Source organism: Siminovitchia sp. FSL W7-1587, from assembly GCF_037963795.1.
Taxonomy (GTDB): domain Bacteria; phylum Bacillota; class Bacilli; order Bacillales; family Bacillaceae_C; genus Siminovitchia; species Siminovitchia thermophila.
In genome coordinates this window covers 86,784-103,658 of the sequence record NZ_CP150169.1, presented here as the reverse complement: position 1 = coordinate 103,658, position 16,875 = coordinate 86,784, and the positions used below count along the sequence as shown (strand labels likewise).

At 41.0% G+C, this 16,875-nt stretch carries 16 protein-coding genes; 14 read left to right on the top strand and 2 right to left on the bottom strand.

Annotation, left to right across the window (positions count from 1 at the left end):
• Positions 1-125: 125 nt before the first annotated feature.
• The 6 genes from acs to NST31_RS00485 all read left to right on the top strand — a co-directional run bounded on the left by acs (position 126) and on the right by NST31_RS00485 (position 6,193).
• Entirely contained in the window at positions 126-2,093 is a 1,968-nt protein-coding gene (gene acs, locus NST31_RS00510; protein ID WP_339163296.1) for an acetate--CoA ligase, read from the top strand.
• A 66-nt stretch (positions 2,094-2,159) separates the two neighbouring features.
• Entirely contained in the window at positions 2,160-3,122 is a 963-nt protein-coding gene (locus NST31_RS00505; RefSeq protein ID WP_077113465.1) for a threonine/serine dehydratase, read from the top strand.
• 466 nt (positions 3,123-3,588) lie between these two features.
• Complete coding sequence (locus NST31_RS00500; RefSeq protein ID WP_077113464.1) at positions 3,589-4,746, top strand: DUF4062 domain-containing protein; 1,158 nt, start codon at positions 3,589-3,591, stop codon at positions 4,744-4,746.
• Positions 4,736-4,903, top strand: a complete 168-nt coding sequence (locus NST31_RS00495; RefSeq protein WP_171974005.1) for a hypothetical protein — start codon at positions 4,736-4,738, stop codon at positions 4,901-4,903. The genes NST31_RS00500 and NST31_RS00495 overlap by 11 nt, the downstream gene beginning before the upstream one ends.
• 425 nt (positions 4,904-5,328) lie before the next feature.
• On the top strand, positions 5,329-5,709 hold the full coding sequence (locus tag NST31_RS00490) for a hypothetical protein (RefSeq protein WP_339163295.1): 381 nt from the start codon (positions 5,329-5,331) through the stop codon (positions 5,707-5,709).
• The gene (locus NST31_RS00485; protein WP_339163292.1) at positions 5,699-6,193 is read left to right on the top strand and encodes an aminodeoxychorismate lyase; all 495 of its coding nucleotides are present in this window, start codon (positions 5,699-5,701) and stop codon (positions 6,191-6,193) included. Before NST31_RS00490 ends, NST31_RS00485 begins: the two co-directional genes overlap by 11 nt.
• A gap of 385 nt (positions 6,194-6,578) precedes the next feature.
• On the opposite strand, the gene NST31_RS00480 is transcribed toward NST31_RS00485, so the two are convergent.
• A complete protein-coding gene (locus NST31_RS00480; protein WP_339163291.1) occupies positions 6,579-7,712 on the bottom strand; it encodes a CAP domain-containing protein in 1,134 nt (377 codons plus the stop codon).
• A gap of 315 nt (positions 7,713-8,027) precedes the next feature.
• Positions 8,028-8,261 carry a hypothetical protein gene (locus NST31_RS00475; protein ID WP_077113460.1) on the bottom strand — a complete coding sequence of 78 codons (234 nt, stop codon included), beginning with the start codon at positions 8,259-8,261 and terminating at the stop codon, positions 8,028-8,030.
• A gap of 172 nt (positions 8,262-8,433) precedes the next feature.
• Between NST31_RS00475 and NST31_RS00470 the strand changes: the two genes are divergently transcribed.
• The 8 genes from NST31_RS00470 (at position 8,434) to NST31_RS00435 (ending at position 16,767) form a co-directional block, all read left to right on the top strand.
• Positions 8,434-9,135: a response regulator transcription factor gene (locus NST31_RS00470; protein ID WP_077113459.1), complete on the top strand. Its 702-nt coding sequence runs from the start codon at positions 8,434-8,436 to the stop codon at positions 9,133-9,135.
• Complete coding sequence (locus NST31_RS00465) at positions 9,132-10,160, top strand: sensor histidine kinase (protein ID WP_339163287.1); 1,029 nt, start codon at positions 9,132-9,134, stop codon at positions 10,158-10,160. The genes NST31_RS00470 and NST31_RS00465 overlap by 4 nt, the downstream gene beginning before the upstream one ends.
• A 359-nt stretch (positions 10,161-10,519) precedes the next feature.
• On the top strand, positions 10,520-11,284 hold the full coding sequence (locus NST31_RS00460; RefSeq protein WP_339163285.1) for an ABC transporter ATP-binding protein: 765 nt from the start codon (positions 10,520-10,522) through the stop codon (positions 11,282-11,284).
• The gene (locus tag NST31_RS00455) at positions 11,274-13,226 is read left to right on the top strand and encodes an ABC transporter permease (RefSeq protein ID WP_339163282.1); all 1,953 of its coding nucleotides are present in this window, start codon (positions 11,274-11,276) and stop codon (positions 13,224-13,226) included. The genes NST31_RS00460 and NST31_RS00455 overlap by 11 nt, the downstream gene beginning before the upstream one ends.
• Before the next feature lie 129 nt (positions 13,227-13,355).
• Positions 13,356-13,661, top strand: coding sequence for a metal-sensing transcriptional repressor (locus NST31_RS00450; RefSeq protein ID WP_077113455.1), 306 nt, complete (start codon positions 13,356-13,358; stop codon positions 13,659-13,661).
• 204 nt (positions 13,662-13,865) lie between these two features.
• The gene (gene copZ, locus NST31_RS00445) at positions 13,866-14,072 is read left to right on the top strand and encodes a copper chaperone CopZ (RefSeq protein ID WP_077113454.1); all 207 of its coding nucleotides are present in this window, start codon (positions 13,866-13,868) and stop codon (positions 14,070-14,072) included.
• 99 nt (positions 14,073-14,171) lie between these two features.
• Positions 14,172-16,595 carry a heavy metal translocating P-type ATPase gene (locus NST31_RS00440; protein WP_339165449.1) on the top strand — a complete coding sequence of 808 codons (2,424 nt, stop codon included), beginning with the start codon at positions 14,172-14,174 and terminating at the stop codon, positions 16,593-16,595.
• Positions 16,596-16,623: 28 nt separating this feature from the next.
• The gene (locus NST31_RS00435) at positions 16,624-16,767 is read left to right on the top strand and encodes a hypothetical protein (protein ID WP_339163277.1); all 144 of its coding nucleotides are present in this window, start codon (positions 16,624-16,626) and stop codon (positions 16,765-16,767) included.
• The last annotated feature ends 108 nt before the right edge of the window (positions 16,768-16,875 follow it).

Below are 16,875 nucleotides of genomic sequence, written 5' to 3'. Positions count from 1 at the left end.
ACCGCGATGATTCGTACAAGCAAACGTTATCATTTTTTAAAATTTACAATCTTCAGTAGGAAAAAAGAAAATAAACTCGAATTAATAAAAAAGATAGGCACAAAACAAAATGAGGAGGAAACGTGATGGACACGGCCGGTATTCAAAATGTCGTTGAAAACAGTTTACTTATTCAGCCACGGGAAGAAAAAATCCGTCGAACAGCAGATGGAAGCCAAGAAACGTTTGGTATGATCTTGGAAAAGTCCAAAAAAGATCCAGAAAAGTTTTGGGAAGAAGTTGCTGAACAATTATTCTGGTATCAACGATGGGAAGAAACGATATCCGGGGATCTTCCTGACTTTTCTTTTTTTAAAGGCGGGATCAGCAACGCCAGCGTGAATTTGTTGGACCGTCATATAGACAATGGATCAGGAAATAAAACAGCCATTATTTGGGAAGGTGAAAATGGAGATTCACAATTTTATACGTACAATATGCTCCTTGCCGAAGTAAACCGATTTGCAAACGCTCTCAAATCGTTTGGTGTACGAAAGGGGGATGCTGTAGCCATTTATCTCCCTAATCTGGCTGAAGCATTCATTGCGGTATTGGCTTGCTTCAGGCTCGGGGCTGTATACAACTCTATTTTCTCAGGTTTTTCTGAAAGAGCGTTAAAAGACCGGTTAATCAACTATGAGCCGAAAATAGTGGTAACGGCCGATGCGAGCTATCGCCGCGGAAGAATCATTCCGTTGAAAGAAAAAGTAGATCGTGTGATCGATTCCATTCCTTCAGTAACGAATGTGCTTGTTGTAAATCGGTTGAATACAAATCCAAATATGAAAGAAGAACGCGATGTCTGGTGGCATGATATTCGTAAAACCGTTAGTATTGAATGTGAACCCGAACGTGTGGAAGCAAATGAACCAGGAATTGTTTTTTACACGAGCGGAACAACAGGAAAACCGAAAGGGGTCGTTCACTCGGGGATCGCATTTGTCGTCCAAAACTATATTTATGCGAAATACCATATGGACTTCCAACGGGATGACGTATTCTGGTGTTCGGCAGATATCGGCTGGCTGACGATGCATATTTGGGGCATTGCGGGAGCGCTTGCGAATGGGGTGACGACTGTCATTTATGAGGGCGCACCGGACTATCCTGAAAAAGACCGCATTTACCAAATAATTGACAAATACCGGGTAACGAAGTTATTTACAGCTCCAACTGCTCTTCGCATGTTGAAAAGTTTGGGAGAAAAAGCGATCGAGCCGCATCATCTTGATTGTCTGGATGTCATTTCTCTGGTGGGAGAACCGTTTGATCCCGAAACATGGAATTGGACATATGAAGTGCTGGGGAAAAAGAAAGTATATGTCAATAATACGTGGGGCCAAACGGAAACGGCGGGAACCCCTTTGGCCGGCGCCGCATGGATAACTCCAATGAAACCGGGTTCAGCGGGGGTGGAATTTCTTGGAATCCATATGGATGTCGTTGATCATGAAGGCAAACCGGTACCTCCGATGACCCTTGGAAATCTTGTTATCCGGACGCCATTCCCAATGCTTTGCCGTACCCTTTGGAAAGAACCGGAAAGATATTACCGTACCTACTACAGTCAAGTGGAAGGGGCTTATTTTGCCAGCGATATTGCTTTAAAAGATAAAGATGGGCATTTCTGGGTCGTGGGGCGTTCTGATGATGCCTTTAATGTTGCGGGTCACCGCCTCAGCACCATGGAGATGGAGAGCGCTGTCTTGGAAACGCCTGGAGTAGCGGAGGCCGCTGTCATCGGTGTTCCGGACCCTATAAAAGGAGAAGTTCCTTTCATATTTGTAAGGGTGTCGGAACAAGCAGACGATGAGGAGAAAATCAAAAAGAAAATTTCGGATGCTATTATTGAAAATATCGGGAAAATCGCCCAGCCAAAACAAGTGATTATTACGGAGTCATTGCCGAAAACGGTCAGCGGCAAAATCATGCGTCGCTTATTAAAAGAGATTGTATTAAAAGGTGACGTCGCCGGAGACATCACCGGGCTTGAAGATCCGGATACAGTTGCACATATTAAAACGATCATGTCGGAAGATCAAGTCATGAAATAAAACGTTCACAAGAAGACTCGGCTGTGGCCGCCGGGTTTTCTATTTTTTCACCAAGGAGGAGAAGTAATGATTGCATTGAAAGATATTGAAGAAGCAAGAGAAAGAATTGCGCATGTCGTCAAGCGGACCCCCGTCCTGAATTCCAATACATTATCGAAAAAAATCGGGAATGACTTGTTTTTAAAATGTGAGCATTTGCAAAAAACCGGTTCGTTTAAAATTCGGGGCGCTTCCAATCTAGTGATCAAAGAATCCGAACATCATGTAAAACATGTATTGGCTGCTTCTTCTGGCAATCACGGACAGGCGGTTGCTTATATTGCCAATGTGTTGGGAATTCGCTCAACAATCGTTGTTCCCAAAGATATTGCCCGTTGCAAGGAAGCAGCTATTGAGGCGTACAATGGAATAATTGACCATTGCGGTACTACATCAGGAGAAAGAATTGACCGTGCCCAATCCATATGTAAAGAAAGCGGAGCAACTTTCATCCCTCCTTATGACCACCCGTACATCATGGCAGGTCAGGGAACAGCCGGATTGGAAATCTTGGATCAGCTTGACAACATTGATGAAGTATATGTCCCGATTGGTGGAGGCGGTCTCATTTCCGGTGTCGCAACGGCCTTGAAGGAATCAAATCCAAGAATCCGTGTTATAGGTGTAGAGCCGGCGCTCGCAGATGATACCTATCAATCCTTTCAAGAAGGAAAAAGAATAAACATTGGTTCCACCACGACAATCGCAGACGGATTACGCGCTTCCATTCCGGGAGAGTTAACTTTCCCAATTGTGCAGCGCTATGTCGATGACATTGTATTGGTTGAAGAAAACGAGATCAAAGAAGCATTTACGAGTGTTTTTACGCTCATGAAACAGGTCATTGAACCATCAGGCGCAGTGTCAATTGCAGGGGTATTGAAAAGAAAGGCGGAGGGGAAAAGAGTTGTTGCTCTTGTGTCGGGAGGGAATGTGGACACCACGGTCGTTCCATCGCTATTTACTGATTGTTTGCTAAGCAGAGGATAAATGTTGATTGAATGTTCAGTTGAAGGTAAAGGTGTCTGACAAAAAAGAGCGGGAATGAAATTCCTCATAAGTTATTGACTCCTGACACTGACTGCTTCACCATACGACATGTTGGAATAAACCCCAAACTGATGGAAGAATTTGAGAAAAGAACGAAGTTGAGCTGATGAATGCGGCAAAAAGCATGACCGGTTACTGCTCGGGATGTATGTTTCAACTTGCGTACTCATATAAGCGTGACGGTGTAGCCATTTTTATACCTTATTCAATCCAGTACTCTATCAACTTTTGTTTATATCCGGAAAAAGCCAACGGGCATGTCCAAAAAATCAATTACAGGTAGTGGATGAAGAGGAAATGGAACTCTTCCTATTGGCTGCCGCTCATAAACAAAGCATGGAAGCTCGGGTATCTCTTGTCTGTATGGTAAATAGATTCCTAAAAGGGAAAAGAAGGAGAAGTATTCATGGACCGGACGGCTATTTTTATTAGTTCTGTTGCCCAAGATTCACTGACTCCCATAAGAAATTCTGTATTTGAAGAAATCCGCCATATGGGGCATGAGCCTATACGATTTGAGGATTCTATGAGATATATACATGAAGATTCTGTTCAGACTTGTTTAGAGTATGTTTCTAAAAGTGACATATTTCTTCTTTTTATCGCGGATAAAGCCGGCACTATGTTAGAGGATGAAGAAAAAACAATCACACATCTTGAGTTTTTGCGGGCATATCACGAAAAGAAGCGTTTAATTGTTTATGTATTTGATGAAGTGTTAACCACATATTTTCAACAAATTCGTCCTCAAATATTGAAAGCTCTTGAACGCTATGTACAAGAACATCATCAAGCACCTGATTCCGTGTTACGTGTAATAGAACAGTATTTGGATGTTCAATCTTTCAATGTTGAGGCTTATGTTTGGTATTTTTTATACGATGCTGAACAAAAAGGGGTGTATTTTGAAAGATGTGCCATTGGTACTGAAATGGTTTCTAATATGAAAGCCTATTTTTCTTCTTTATTTAAAGAAAGCATCCAATTGTTAAATATTCGTCCAGAAATTGAACAAAGTATTGAATACGTCCAAGTGTATGGTGATTACTATGAAAATTCCCTGGAACTCATCAGTTTACTGGATAATGGGCGAATCACGGATTGGAGGCGCTTTCTGACTATCTTGCGCTCTCAGATGACGGGGTTTGAGCTATTTACGAGAAAAACGAAATATCATCAAGAATCCATAGGTGCCATTATGGATTCAAATGCTGTAACAGTATATGAAAAAACGAATAACGACATGATCTGCATAGAATATGATGGAATAGCTACTCCTGAAAGCTTTTCTTTGGATGATTGTTCCTCCTATGTTGTACAAACGTACCATGATAAACTGAATAATGAAAAACTCTATTATTCAGTGGAGGAAAAGACATGTTATTTTCTATTTAAAGCGGGGTCTTATATTTTTTGCTTTCATCTGCCATTATTGGGCGGATGGGATCAATACAAACTCCAAACTTATCAAGATGACATCCTCAATGCTATACTGGAAGCGAAAGGATATGCTTATTGCTATTTTGTAAAAAAACTATTGGGGGGTTTGGCCATTGAAGGATAAAGAAGACGTCATTTTAATCGCCTCCGCACCCAAAGAATATGGAAAAAAAGTGGTAACAAATCGGTTGAACAAAATGAAACAGGATCGGGCCAACTTAAAAAAGAAATTATCTACTATTAAGGCATTTTCGCGTAATGTTCAGTCAAAGGATGTATGACTGTCCATAGAACACTTTAATAGGGGGAATCTGCAACAGGGTGATTGCTTACTGGCGGACGTGCCCGCGGCAACTGTGGTTAAGAGCATTGATGGCTAATTTGGATGTTTTTAAAAAAAATCCGTTTTTGGCATGACAGTTGAACGGAAAAGTCAAAATCGAAAAAAAAGAAAATGCCTATGACAATATCAAGAACAACTTGTCGTCAAGGGGTTATGGCCGACTTGGATGATTCGTAACAGATTAACCTCATTAAAAAAACAGATCCGTTTTCCATTGATAGGCTCTTTCTCATAAGGTTGATTTTGCCAACGCATGTGTTTTTTGTCATTTTTACAATATTCAAGTCGAAAAATTGGCGTGATAGATGTATAATTATTATTTGTAGCAAGCATAAATTCCCAAAAGGAGGATGACTTTATCTGATGGAGTGGACGTTGGCTGGTTTGTTTGCTGTATCTGCGTTGTTGCTTATCATATCTTTTTCTTCTTCTCGCAAAGCGTCACAAGCCCGGCAAGAAGAAATTGATATGCTTCACATAACGAACATGAACGAAATAAATGAATTGCGGGACATGATTCAAAACATCGAGCATGACATTGAGATTGTGATCAACAAAGCAGGAATACAGCTTTCTTCAGAAGAAAGGGAAACTTTGCGTACAGTACTCAATTTGTATAAACGCAAATATTCGATTGAAAGCATAGCCAAAAAAACACGTATGACGGAAAACGAGATTAAGCAGATACTTGCTCCCTACATAACAGCTAATAGTGAAAGGAGAAAGGTTGCAAATGAAACTTAACCGACTGAGCAGCTTTGCAGCCGGCATTTTTCTGGCTACCGCCATTTCCAGTGCTGCCTACTTCACTATTGGAACGGAGGCATCAAAAGCTCCAGCTCAAACAAAGGAAGACAAATCGGATTCCGCCAGCAAGCCTTCTGATGAAAAAATGAAGGCTGACCTTGAATCTTCAGGCTATGTGGTACAAACGACCGAAGAATATAATAAAAGTTTGCAAAAAGCGAAAAAAGCAGCGCAAGAGGAAATAGCATCCAATGAACCGCAAAAAGAAGTCGTTAATGAAGTGATTATCAACGTAACCGATGGCATGACAAGCATCGATGTCGGCAGAATGCTGGAACAGGCAAAAATCGTTGAGAACGCCTTTCAATTCACGAAAGAGGTTGAGAAAAAAGGAGTGGAAAATCGCTTGCGTCCCGGCACATATAAGATTACGAGTGAAATGACGCCTGATCAGGTGATTTCCACCATTTTTAAAGAGTGACTTGCCCTTTGTAAAAAACCGATTTTCCTATTTGTAGGGAAAATCGGTTTTTCCATTTCATGAGTTCTAGAGCTTGACGAACAACATGTTATTTTGTTTGAGTCCAAAAGCGATAGGGCATTTTTCTCAAATTTTTTACGGTTATATCGTTTAAGCCAATCAAAACACTCATGGGACGTGGCGGATCAAGATGGGGGCAGTGTCATGGTCGGACAGATGACCGGCCCATTTGATTAGGAAACGATAAAACATCCTAAACCAATCTGCATGAATGCTGTTTTGAACAAGGAAAGATTACTAAGATATGTCGGTGCAAAAGGAGCTGGCATTTTACTAATAAATGTGCATTTTTGGGTTGGATCATATTTTACTTTATATAGACATATTATTTCCCTAAGAAATTTTCCGTATAATAGGGCCTTGAATCGGAATCAAAGGCTACCCCGACTCCTAAAGCGTTAAAATTCGTGCTTAATATATTTTCCCTATGGCCCAGTGAGTTCATTAATCCTTCATGGGCAAAAATACTGCTGGCCTGCCCGGAAGCAATATTTTCTCCCGCCGCTTGATAAGTGATGCGATCTTGTTTTAAACGATCAAATGGGGAAAGGCCATCCAAGTTATCATGGCTAAAATAGCGGTTTTTGGCCATATCCGCGCTGTGATCGCGTGCGGTTATTTTGACATGGTCATCCCATGAAAGAGGCGAGAGGCCATTTTGAACTCTTGCGGCATTTGTAAGATCAAAGAGCTGATACTCAAATCCTTCCTGTAACGCCTGATTACCGTCGGCAAAAAAATCTTGTTTTTGCTGTTCAAGATCCTTGCTGATGATTTGCAAAGCGGTAACCGTATCGTTTTCATGCTTGTCGAAAAATACGGTAATATAGCTATTGTCCAGCTCATAAATGTTGTACTCGCCATTGTTTTGAACTTGATACATGACGAGTCCTTTTTGAATCCCTTTGATCGGTTCACCAAGTTTTTCAATAATGGATTGTCTGGTGTCATTGCTTTTAATGCCCAGTTTGGATGAAATCAAATCCTGATTCGTATATAATCCGGCCACTTTTCCTTGATCATCGTATGCCGCCATAAAAAAGTTCTGATAGTTTTCATGATAAGCATGCCATTGTACGCCATATTCGTTAGAAGAAGCGCGCTTGGCTGCTCCAACCTGCTTTTCAACTTCTTCTTTTGTATCGCCAATTTCAACATTATGAATGGAAAATGTTTGTTCGGCTGGTGTTTCGAGATCCGGATTATTCACATCTTCCTGTTCCGGCTTTTCATTCGTATTTGAATCCAGTTCTTTCAGCTTTTGAGTAAGCGCCTGAAATCCATCTTCGAGTTCACCGAGAAGCTGGGCAATTTCCGGCTTGTTTTTAAACGTTTCAACGTAAGAGTAAATGTCATTAAATATAGATGGGCCATCTGCTGCCGCTTGATCTTTATTTTGGAAATATAAAAAGCATCCTGCAATGAACAAGCATATGAGAAGGGCTCTAAAAAACTTCAAATGGATTACCTCTTTCGATTTTCGGAGTTATTTGGTTTTATTTTATAATGTTTAAAAAGCAAATGGAAATAACTCGAGATTGGTAAATTAAGTATTGAACTATATTCAATTTGACATGAGGTATCCAAATTCATGTCAAAAGGCCACTTTCGCAAACGATCCTAAAAAATTAAGTCATACTATTGAAAAGGCTGGGAAACCTCTTCAGTGTTAGCCTTCATACAAACTTCATACTTAGCAGTGGCTTTATGACTTCTCCTTACTGTTTTAACTTACATTTTTATTTAAAAAACAGATAGGACATGACTTGTTTTATCATATCATTATACCCTTGCCTTCTTCCTGAAAAACCTGTTTTTCATATTCTTCATGTAATGTTAAGTGTAAGCAAAACGGACAGTGCAACTGTAAATTTACAAAGTATTCAACGGCAAATGCTCCCTTATGAAACTCTTGATCGGATAATGAGGTTTTGGATTTATTATATTTAATATTTTCGATTGTTTTCCCCGAACCCTTGCGTCCCTTATCAACCATTTCAGAATGCACCGCGAATTCCTTTCAGACTATCTACTGTACTTTCTAGATGTTAGTCCTTTGGAAATTTCCGCATAAAACAGAGTCGTTTTCTTTTTTTCTATTATAATAGAGTTTGTGTGATTCTATTATCTAATATGGGATACTATTATATATCGGGTTTTGAAAAAAAGGAGAATTACCGGTGTACAGAATATTTCTAATCGAAGACGATGTCCAGCTGGGTGAACTGATCCATAATCATTTGGAACGCTACGGATATGTCGTGTATCAGCCAAAGAGTTTTATGAATATAGTAGAGGAGTTTGCGGAAGTCCGACCTGATCTTGTTTTGCTGGATATTAACTTGCCTTATTATGATGGCTATTATTTGTGCAGAAGTTTTCGGCAGCAATCCAAAGTTCCGATTTTGGTCCTCTCTGCCCGGAGTCAAGAACTGGACCAGATTATGGCGATTGAGCTTGGGGCTGACGATTATATGACGAAGCCGTTTACGTTTGACATACTGCTCTCCAAAATCAAAGCAACCATCCGGAGAGTGTACGGGGAATATGCAACAAACGATGATTCAACTACTTGTGCCGGCCCGCTTTGTATTCATGCAAAAGACCTGACTTTGACATGCCGCGGGAAAAAAGTCGAGCTTAGCAAAAATGAATATAAACTGCTAAAAAAGTTGATGGCTCATCACGGCGCGTTTGTCTCGAGGGAAGAGCTGATCGAAGAGGTGTGGGATTCGGTTACTTTTGTCGATGATAATACACTCACCGTCAATATCGCCAGAATAAAGCAGAAACTCTCTGAATTGGGAGTAGGTCAAACGATCAAAAGCAGAAGAGGGGCGGGCTATATGTTGCAGGATCCGGATGTATATGAGGGACTATGATGCTGAAAGAAATATTATTGAAATTCCTCAAAGACAAAGCGCTTCTTATCGTTTTTTATATGGTGAACACGGTATGCATGATTGTTTTTTTTCATTTGAACGAAGGAGCAAACACGGAATTTTTGTATCCACTATCCATTGCAGTGTTTTTATTATTGGTCTATCTCATCATCGACTGGCTCCGCTATTATCAAACGAACCGTGCTATTGCGCTTATGTTAAGGGATCAATTTGTAGAGTTAAAGCCGCATACCGAAGAACAAAAAGCCTTTCAGCAATTGTTGCATAAAACCATTCATGAACATAGGGGCACATTCCATGAAATGCAGGAACAGAATAAGGAAAGGTTGTATTTTTTATCCCATTGGATGCATTATTTAAAAACGCCTGTTTCCGTGATAGAACTGATCATTCATAAGGAAGGAGAAGCAACGGGAACCGCTCAGGCGCTGGAAAAAATTCGGCAAGAAAATAAACGGCTGCATACATCGATCGAACAAGGCTTGACAATGATCAAAATGGAGAGTTTTGAAAATGACCTGGAATTAAAATCCATTGATTTACTCGCTTCCTTGAGAAAATTAATCAACGGCCGAAAAAGGGAATGTATTTATCAATCCATATTTCCTTCCATTGAATTCGCTGGCACGGCCGCTTACATTGTTAGCGACTTGAAATGGAACGAATTGTTATTGGACCAAATCATCTCTAACGCAATCAAATACTCAAGCGCAAAAAACGGAAGTAAAAAACTTATTTTTCACATTGAAGAAATAGAAGAGGTTACAACATTATCCATAACGGATGAAGGAGTGGGCATCCCATCTTATGATCTGGAAAGGGTGTTTCAGCCATTTTTTACGGGCGAAAATGGCCGGCAATTTCCAAATTCAACAGGGATCGGGCTTTATCTCTGCAAGAAAATCGCGGACAGACTTGGCCATACGATCATGATACACTCCAAAGTTGCCGAAGGTACAACGGTCACGATCCGTTACGTATCCGGAAAAAAACCTGACCAATAACCAAGAATAAAACATACTAACATTAGTAGTACCCACCAAGGCCAGGATTTGTGCTACTATTTTTTTATAGTAGAAGTGAAGAAAGGTTGAATACCCCCTGGGACCGATGAAGAGTCCGTTTCACACTCTTATGTGAATCAGTTTAGTATGTTAAATCCGTAGAGATAATATAAAAGAAAATGGAATCGATCAGGCGCGTCCACAAAATCAGTGAAAATTGATTTTCTGTGGCAGTCCTTTTCGGTCGTATCGTTACCTTACATTTTTGTAAGGTATTTTTAGTGTAAGCGATGGATCGGATGATGTTTGTATATTAGGATGTAGAGGGATGGCAGTTTGTTGAAACAGGGGGAAGCAACATGGTTATTTTAGAGGCTAACAAGATAACGAAAGTTTACGGAGAAGCCAGTGGAGAAGGCGCCACAACAGCACTCAGCGGAGTGAGCCTTTCTATGAATAAAGGAGATTTTATTGCAATCATGGGCCCGTCCGGAAGTGGAAAAACAACCTTGCTGAACGTATTGAGCGGAATTGATCGGCCTACTTCGGGAGAAGTGATGCTTGCGGGGCATTTCATCAGTGAAATGTCAGGAGATGACTTAGCCTTGTATCGCCGCAGGCAATTGGGTTTTGTATTTCAAGAATTTAATTTATTGGATAGCTTAACAGTTAAAGAAAATATCATGTTGCCCATGGTGCTGGAACACAAAAGCGCTGGCGCAATGGAAGAAAAGGTGCAAACGCTCGCCCGCTTATTTGATATAGAGGACATTTTACACAAGTATCCCTATCACATATCTGGTGGCCAGCAGCAAAGAACAGCGGTTAGCCGCGCGCTGGTGAATGAACCAAGCATCCTATTTGCCGATGAACCAACCGGAAATCTGGATTCCAAATCGGCGGCGGCGATCATGGAATGCTTTGAAAAAATTGTACGCGACCTTTCGACAACGATTCTTCTTGTCACCCATGACGTTTTTGCCGCAAGTTACTGTCAAAAAGTGGTCTTTATAAAAGACGGCCTCATCCATTCCCATATTGTCAAAAAGGGGACGAGGAAAGAATTTTTAAACCAGATCATGGATAATCTTGCCGTTTTGGGAGGAAGAACCCATGACTTTTAATCAAATCGTGTGGAAAATGGCAAAAGTTCAATATAAGAAGTATCTCTTTTATTTTTTGTGCAACAGTTTTGCCATCATGTTCTTCTTCATGTTTTCCACTGTGTATTTTAACGAGCGGATCGAACAGGCAAAAAAATTAGAAGGGTTACAGGGTGCTTTAATGATCCCGGCCGTCGCTCTAGTCGTTTTTACTATTTTTTTCATTGGCTATTCCCACAATATCTTTATGAAACGAAGGGGAAGTGAATTCGGGCTTTTCATGACATTGGGAATGACTAAGCGTGACATCGCCAAAGTGCTACTTTTGGAAAATGGTGTTATTGCGCTTTTATCCATTTTTTCCGGCATTCTGGGGGGCGCCGTCTTTTCCCGGCTTTTCTTTCTGATATTAATGAATAGTGTAGGATTGCAAGAAATTCCTTTTCATATAAGCGGGAAAATGCTGTTGTATACGCTCATTGCTTTTTTAGCGGTTTTTTCGACAGCCGTCGGATACTCCTTATTTCGAACGCTTCATCGCAACGTGATTCAAACGTTGAAAAGTAACAAGGTGGCAGAAACGATCAAGATGAAAAGTCCAGTGCTGGGCGGTTTTGGGTTCGTGGTCATGATTGGTTCTCTCTTGTTTTTTTATTTCACGTTTTCACAGGCTACCGATGGACTCGTGCTTTTGTGGACGGGTACGTTATTGGGAGGATTGTACTTAAGCCTTTATCAATTTACCAGCTTTTTTATCGAGCTTGCGAAAAAAAACAAGCCTTTTTATTATCGCAGATTGTTATTTTTGACGAGCCTTGATTATAGATTTAAACAATTGACATCGGTGTTGATGCTTGTGACGGTCATGATCATGGTAACCCTCTTTTTTACCACAGTATTATTGGCTTTTTACCAATCAGCCAAAAAAGAAGCGTTAGAAAGAAACCCTTACGATATCGCTTTTATTCAAACGGAAACAAAAAATAATCTTCCTATGGAAGAGGTCTATTCGATTTTGGACCGCAAGGAAAATCGGGTTCAGAAACACCTGGAAATCCCAGTCTATACCTATTACAAAAAAACAAAATGGGATTGGCAATACCAATATGTGTTTATGCCAGTGGATCATTTTAATCAATTAACTTCCGATCAGAAGACTGTCGGACCTCGTGAGTATTTGTATTTTATGAATGAGAATCCGGATTACGGAGAAAGCAATAGTGATTATGAAGAAGGGATTAGTTTGACAAGTGGAACGAAACAGGTAAGCTATTCGCTGAAGGCAAAGATTATAAGAAATGAAATGAATTCTAATCTTGGATTTAATGACATTCTCGTTGTAAGCAATGCCGAATGGGAGTATCTGCTAAACAATGTAAAAGGTTTTGAATCAACGATTCATTTAATAAATGTAGAAAACTGGGAAAGCTCCATGGATGCGGTGGAGGAATTGGGCAAACGGTTTACAAGTTATAATCAATCCACGTCGCCGATCACTGATGTTCGGACAGAACATATTTCTGAAGAAGAATTATTTCAGATTATTTCCAAAGTGGAGGACTACCATTCCAGTAAAAACGTCAATGGCATATTGTTTTTTGTGATGACATTTATCAGTATCATTTTTTTCTTTGGGTCGTTTATTCTCCTATACTTACATATTTTTGCCGACATTGAGCAGGAGAAGGGAAAATTTAAAAAATTATATAAAATCGGGATTACTTTAAAGGAAGTAAAAAGAATGATTACCCAAGAGTTAATGATGTTGTTTTTTTTACCCGCCATTCTTGGATCAACCTTGGCGTTCCTATTTATTGTTATTATGACGACAGATAGTGGCGGAATAATGAAAAACCTTGATATCGCTCTGCACTTTTTTATCATCGCGGCTATTTACCTGTGCATCCAAACAGGATACCTTTTGTACGCCCGGAAGAAAATGGTACAACACCTGACTGAATAAAGGCGAGCCCGATTTCGTTTAAATTGATGATGAATCAACAAATAATACATGCAGGTGGATTTTATGGTACAATGAATGTGGGTACCCCCGTAACGTATTTTATATTTTAACCAGAAGAGGGTGAGCTTGATGAACAATACGGATGAAATTAAAGTTACACACCGATCCTCTAAAGAAAAAGAACAATTGATTAACCGGTTAAAACGGATTGAAGGCCAAGTCCGCGGTATTCAAAGCATGATCGAAAATGACCGTTATTGTGTGGACATTTTAACCCAAATCTCCGCCATTAATGCCGCCATGAATAAGGTGGGGCTTCAACTGTTGGAAAAGCATACACAACATTGTGTAGCGGATGCGGTTAAAGATGGAGACGGAGAAAGTGCCATCCAAGAATTGATGGAAGTATTTAAACGTTTTTCCAAGTCCCTATAAAAAATGCCAGTGCCGTTATGCCGGCACATATTTTTATTGACATACCTATCTGGGGTATGGTAAATTGGTTTGTGAAAGGAATAAAATTGCCATAACAAGGAAAAATGATAGTGGTGTTTTTACACTGTTTTTTTCTTGGAGCGTTATTTCATTACCATACAGGGGTAATGTAAAATAAAACCACCAAATGGGAGGAATGATTGTATGGAACAACAAACATTGCATGTAAAAGGGATGTCTTGCGGCCACTGCGTAAATTCGATTGAGGGCGAAGTCGGAAAACTAGACGGTGTTCGATCTGTCAAAGTCCATCTGAATGAAGGAAAAGTCGATGTTTCTTTTGATGCGAATTCTATCAGTTTGCAAGCTATTAAAGATGTCATTGAGGACCAAGGATACGATGTGGTGTAACCATCTGAATCAAAAGGAAATAAAATAAATCGTGCAGTTTGTGGCACGATTTATTTATTGAATGAAATATACCCCACTACAGTATGAGCATCGGGAGTGATGAACGTGAGTCAAAAGGAAACAACGCTGCAAATATCAGGGATGACCTGCGCCGCTTGTGCAACCAAAATTGAAAAAGGCTTGAAGAGGATGGAAGGCGTAGAAGAAGCAAACGTAAACTTGGCGATCGAAAAAACCAAAATTACGTATGATCCGGAAAAAGTAGATGTATCGCAATTTAAGGAGAAAATCCATTCACTGGGGTATGACGTTGTAACTAAAAAAGTCGAGTTTGATATTTCGGGAATGACGTGTGCTGCCTGTGCCAATAAAATTGAAAAAAAGCTAAACAGGCTGGATGGTGTGGATAAGGCCGCCGTGAACTTTGCTATGGAAACAGCTCTTGTGGAATATAATCCTGATCAGGTTTCTATTCCCGATATGAAAGAAGCGATCAAAAAGCTTGGCTATACCCTGGAGCAAAAGCAGGAAAAAGCGGGGGAACAAGTAGATCATCGGACAAAGGAGATCGAAAAACAGTTCGGAAAGTTTCTTTTTTCCGCCATCTTGTCTTTTCCATTGTTATGGGCCATGGTCAGCCACTTTGAGTTTACGTCTTTCATTTGGCTCCCTGACATGTTTATGAATCCATGGGTTCAATTCGCGCTTGCCACACCTGTTCAATTTATTGTAGGCGGACAATTTTATGTCGGGGCGTATAAAGCGTTGCGCAATAAAAGCGCCAATATGGATGTACTTGTTGCATTAGGTACTTCAGCCGCCTATTTCTATAGTCTGTATTTAAGCATCAGGTCGATTGGATCAGATGCCCATATGGTTGAACTCTATTATGAGACAAGTGCCGTACTGATTACTTTGATCATTTTGGGCAAGCTGTTTGAGGCGAAGGCCAAAGGCAGGTCTTCAGAAGCCATTAAGAAGTTAATGGGATTGCAAGCCAAAAACGCAACGGTCGTTCGTGACGGCCAGGAAATGGCGATTCCGGTTGAAGAAGTTTTACAAGGCGATATTGTTTATATAAAACCGGGGGAAAAAGTACCGGTTGACGGCGAAATTGTAGAAGGTCAATCGGCACTTGATGAATCCATGTTAACCGGGGAAAGCGTTCCAGTCGATAAAACCATTGGCGACACGGTGATTGGGTCAACGATTAATAAAAACGGCTTCTTAAAGATCAAAGCAACCAAAGTTGGAAAAGAGACGGCCCTTGCACAAATTATTAAGGTAGTAGAAGAAGCCCAAGGTTCCAAAGCGCCGATTCAGCGCATGGCCGACGTCATCTCGGGTATTTTTGTTCCCATTGTTGTGGGGATCGCGATTGTCACTTTCCTTGTGTGGTATTTTGCGGTGAGTCCGGGAGAGTTTGCGGTTGCCCTTGAAAAATTCATTGCTGTACTGGTTATTGCCTGCCCATGTGCTCTCGGATTGGCCACCCCCACATCCATCATGGCAGGATCAGGGCGCGCTGCGGAATTCGGGATTTTATTTAAAGGTGGAGAACACCTTGAAACGACTCATCAGTTAGACACGATTATTCTTGATAAAACCGGTACAGTGACCAATGGGGAACCTTCGTTGACAGATGTGATATTGGCGGAAGGTATGGACGAAAGCGAATTTTTAATGCTTGTCGGCACTGCAGAAAGAAATTCAGAACATCCCCTTGCCCAAGCGATTGTTGAGGGAATCAAGGAGAAAGGGATTGAACTGGGCTCACCGGACGAATTTGAAGCCATCCCCGGTTTCGGGATACAATCAACGGTCGATGGCAAACAATTACTGGTCGGCACACGCAGGTTGATGGCTAAACATGCCATCCATATTCAAGAGCACCTGCCAAAAATGGAGGAATTGGAGAAACAAGGGAAAACGGCTATGTTGGTGGCTGTCGATAACCGTTATGCAGGCATCGTTGCCGTAGCCGATACGATTAAAGAAACATCGAAAGAAGCGATTGCCCGTTTGCTAGAGATGGAATTGGATGTCGTCATGATCACCGGGGACAATACCGCAACCGCCCATGCGATCGCCGAACAAGTCGGTATCAAGCATGTCATTGCGGAAGTACTGCCTGAAGGCAAGGCAGAAGAAGTGAAAAAGCTGCAACAGGCGGGGAAAAAAGTAGCCATGGTGGGAGATGGAATCAATGATGCTCCGGCATTGGCAACCGCTGATATCGGAATGGCGATTGGTACAGGCACCGATGTCGCAATGGAAGCGGCGGATATCACGCTTATCCGCGGTGACTTAAACAGTATCGCCGATGCGATTTTCATGAGCAAAAAAACCATCATCAATATTAAGCAGAATCTGTTCTGGGCGCTGGCATACAACAGTTTGGGCATACCGATTGCCGCAGCCGGTTTCTTGGCCCCGTGGCTTGCCGGAGCAGCGATGGCTTTTAGTTCTGTATCAGTTGTGCTTAACGCACTAAGACTACAGAGAATCAAGTTAAAGGCTTAGTTTTGGATTCAGAATGGAGGAAACACCTATGAAACGAAGTGTTTTGATTTGGCTCGTTACCGGTATCGTTTATCTTGGGGCAGTGATCGCGGGCTACAGTCTATATGCAAATATGAATTCAAACACCGATGAGCCTGCTAATCATGGGGCTATGCAAACGGAGGAAATATGAATCATTAAAGACATAAAACCGAAAGGCCTACATGATTCGGTATTGCCCATTGAGCTTCATGTTGGTAAAACACGCAGCGACCTTTATGTGGATACGGATTTAAATCAA

Coding starts and splice junctions, on each gene's coding strand:
- NST31_RS00440 (WP_339165449.1), top strand. CDS start 14,172: ATGAACGTGAGTCAAAAGGAAACAACGCTGCAAATATCAGGGATGACC.
- NST31_RS00460 (WP_339163285.1), top strand. CDS start 10,520: ATGGTTATTTTAGAGGCTAACAAGATAACGAAAGTTTACGGAGAAGCC.
- NST31_RS00500 (WP_077113464.1), top strand. CDS start 3,589: ATGGACCGGACGGCTATTTTTATTAGTTCTGTTGCCCAAGATTCACTG.
- copZ (WP_077113454.1), top strand. CDS start 13,866: ATGGAACAACAAACATTGCATGTAAAAGGGATGTCTTGCGGCCACTGC.
- NST31_RS00435 (WP_339163277.1), top strand. CDS start 16,624: ATGAAACGAAGTGTTTTGATTTGGCTCGTTACCGGTATCGTTTATCTT.
- NST31_RS00450 (WP_077113455.1), top strand. CDS start 13,356: ATGAACAATACGGATGAAATTAAAGTTACACACCGATCCTCTAAAGAA.
- acs (WP_339163296.1), top strand. CDS start 126: ATGGACACGGCCGGTATTCAAAATGTCGTTGAAAACAGTTTACTTATT.
- NST31_RS00465 (WP_339163287.1), top strand. CDS start 9,132: ATGATGCTGAAAGAAATATTATTGAAATTCCTCAAAGACAAAGCGCTT.
- NST31_RS00485 (WP_339163292.1), top strand. CDS start 5,699: ATGAAACTTAACCGACTGAGCAGCTTTGCAGCCGGCATTTTTCTGGCT.
- NST31_RS00490 (WP_339163295.1), top strand. CDS start 5,329: ATGGAGTGGACGTTGGCTGGTTTGTTTGCTGTATCTGCGTTGTTGCTT.
- NST31_RS00455 (WP_339163282.1), top strand. CDS start 11,274: ATGACTTTTAATCAAATCGTGTGGAAAATGGCAAAAGTTCAATATAAG.
- NST31_RS00505 (WP_077113465.1), top strand. CDS start 2,160: ATGATTGCATTGAAAGATATTGAAGAAGCAAGAGAAAGAATTGCGCAT.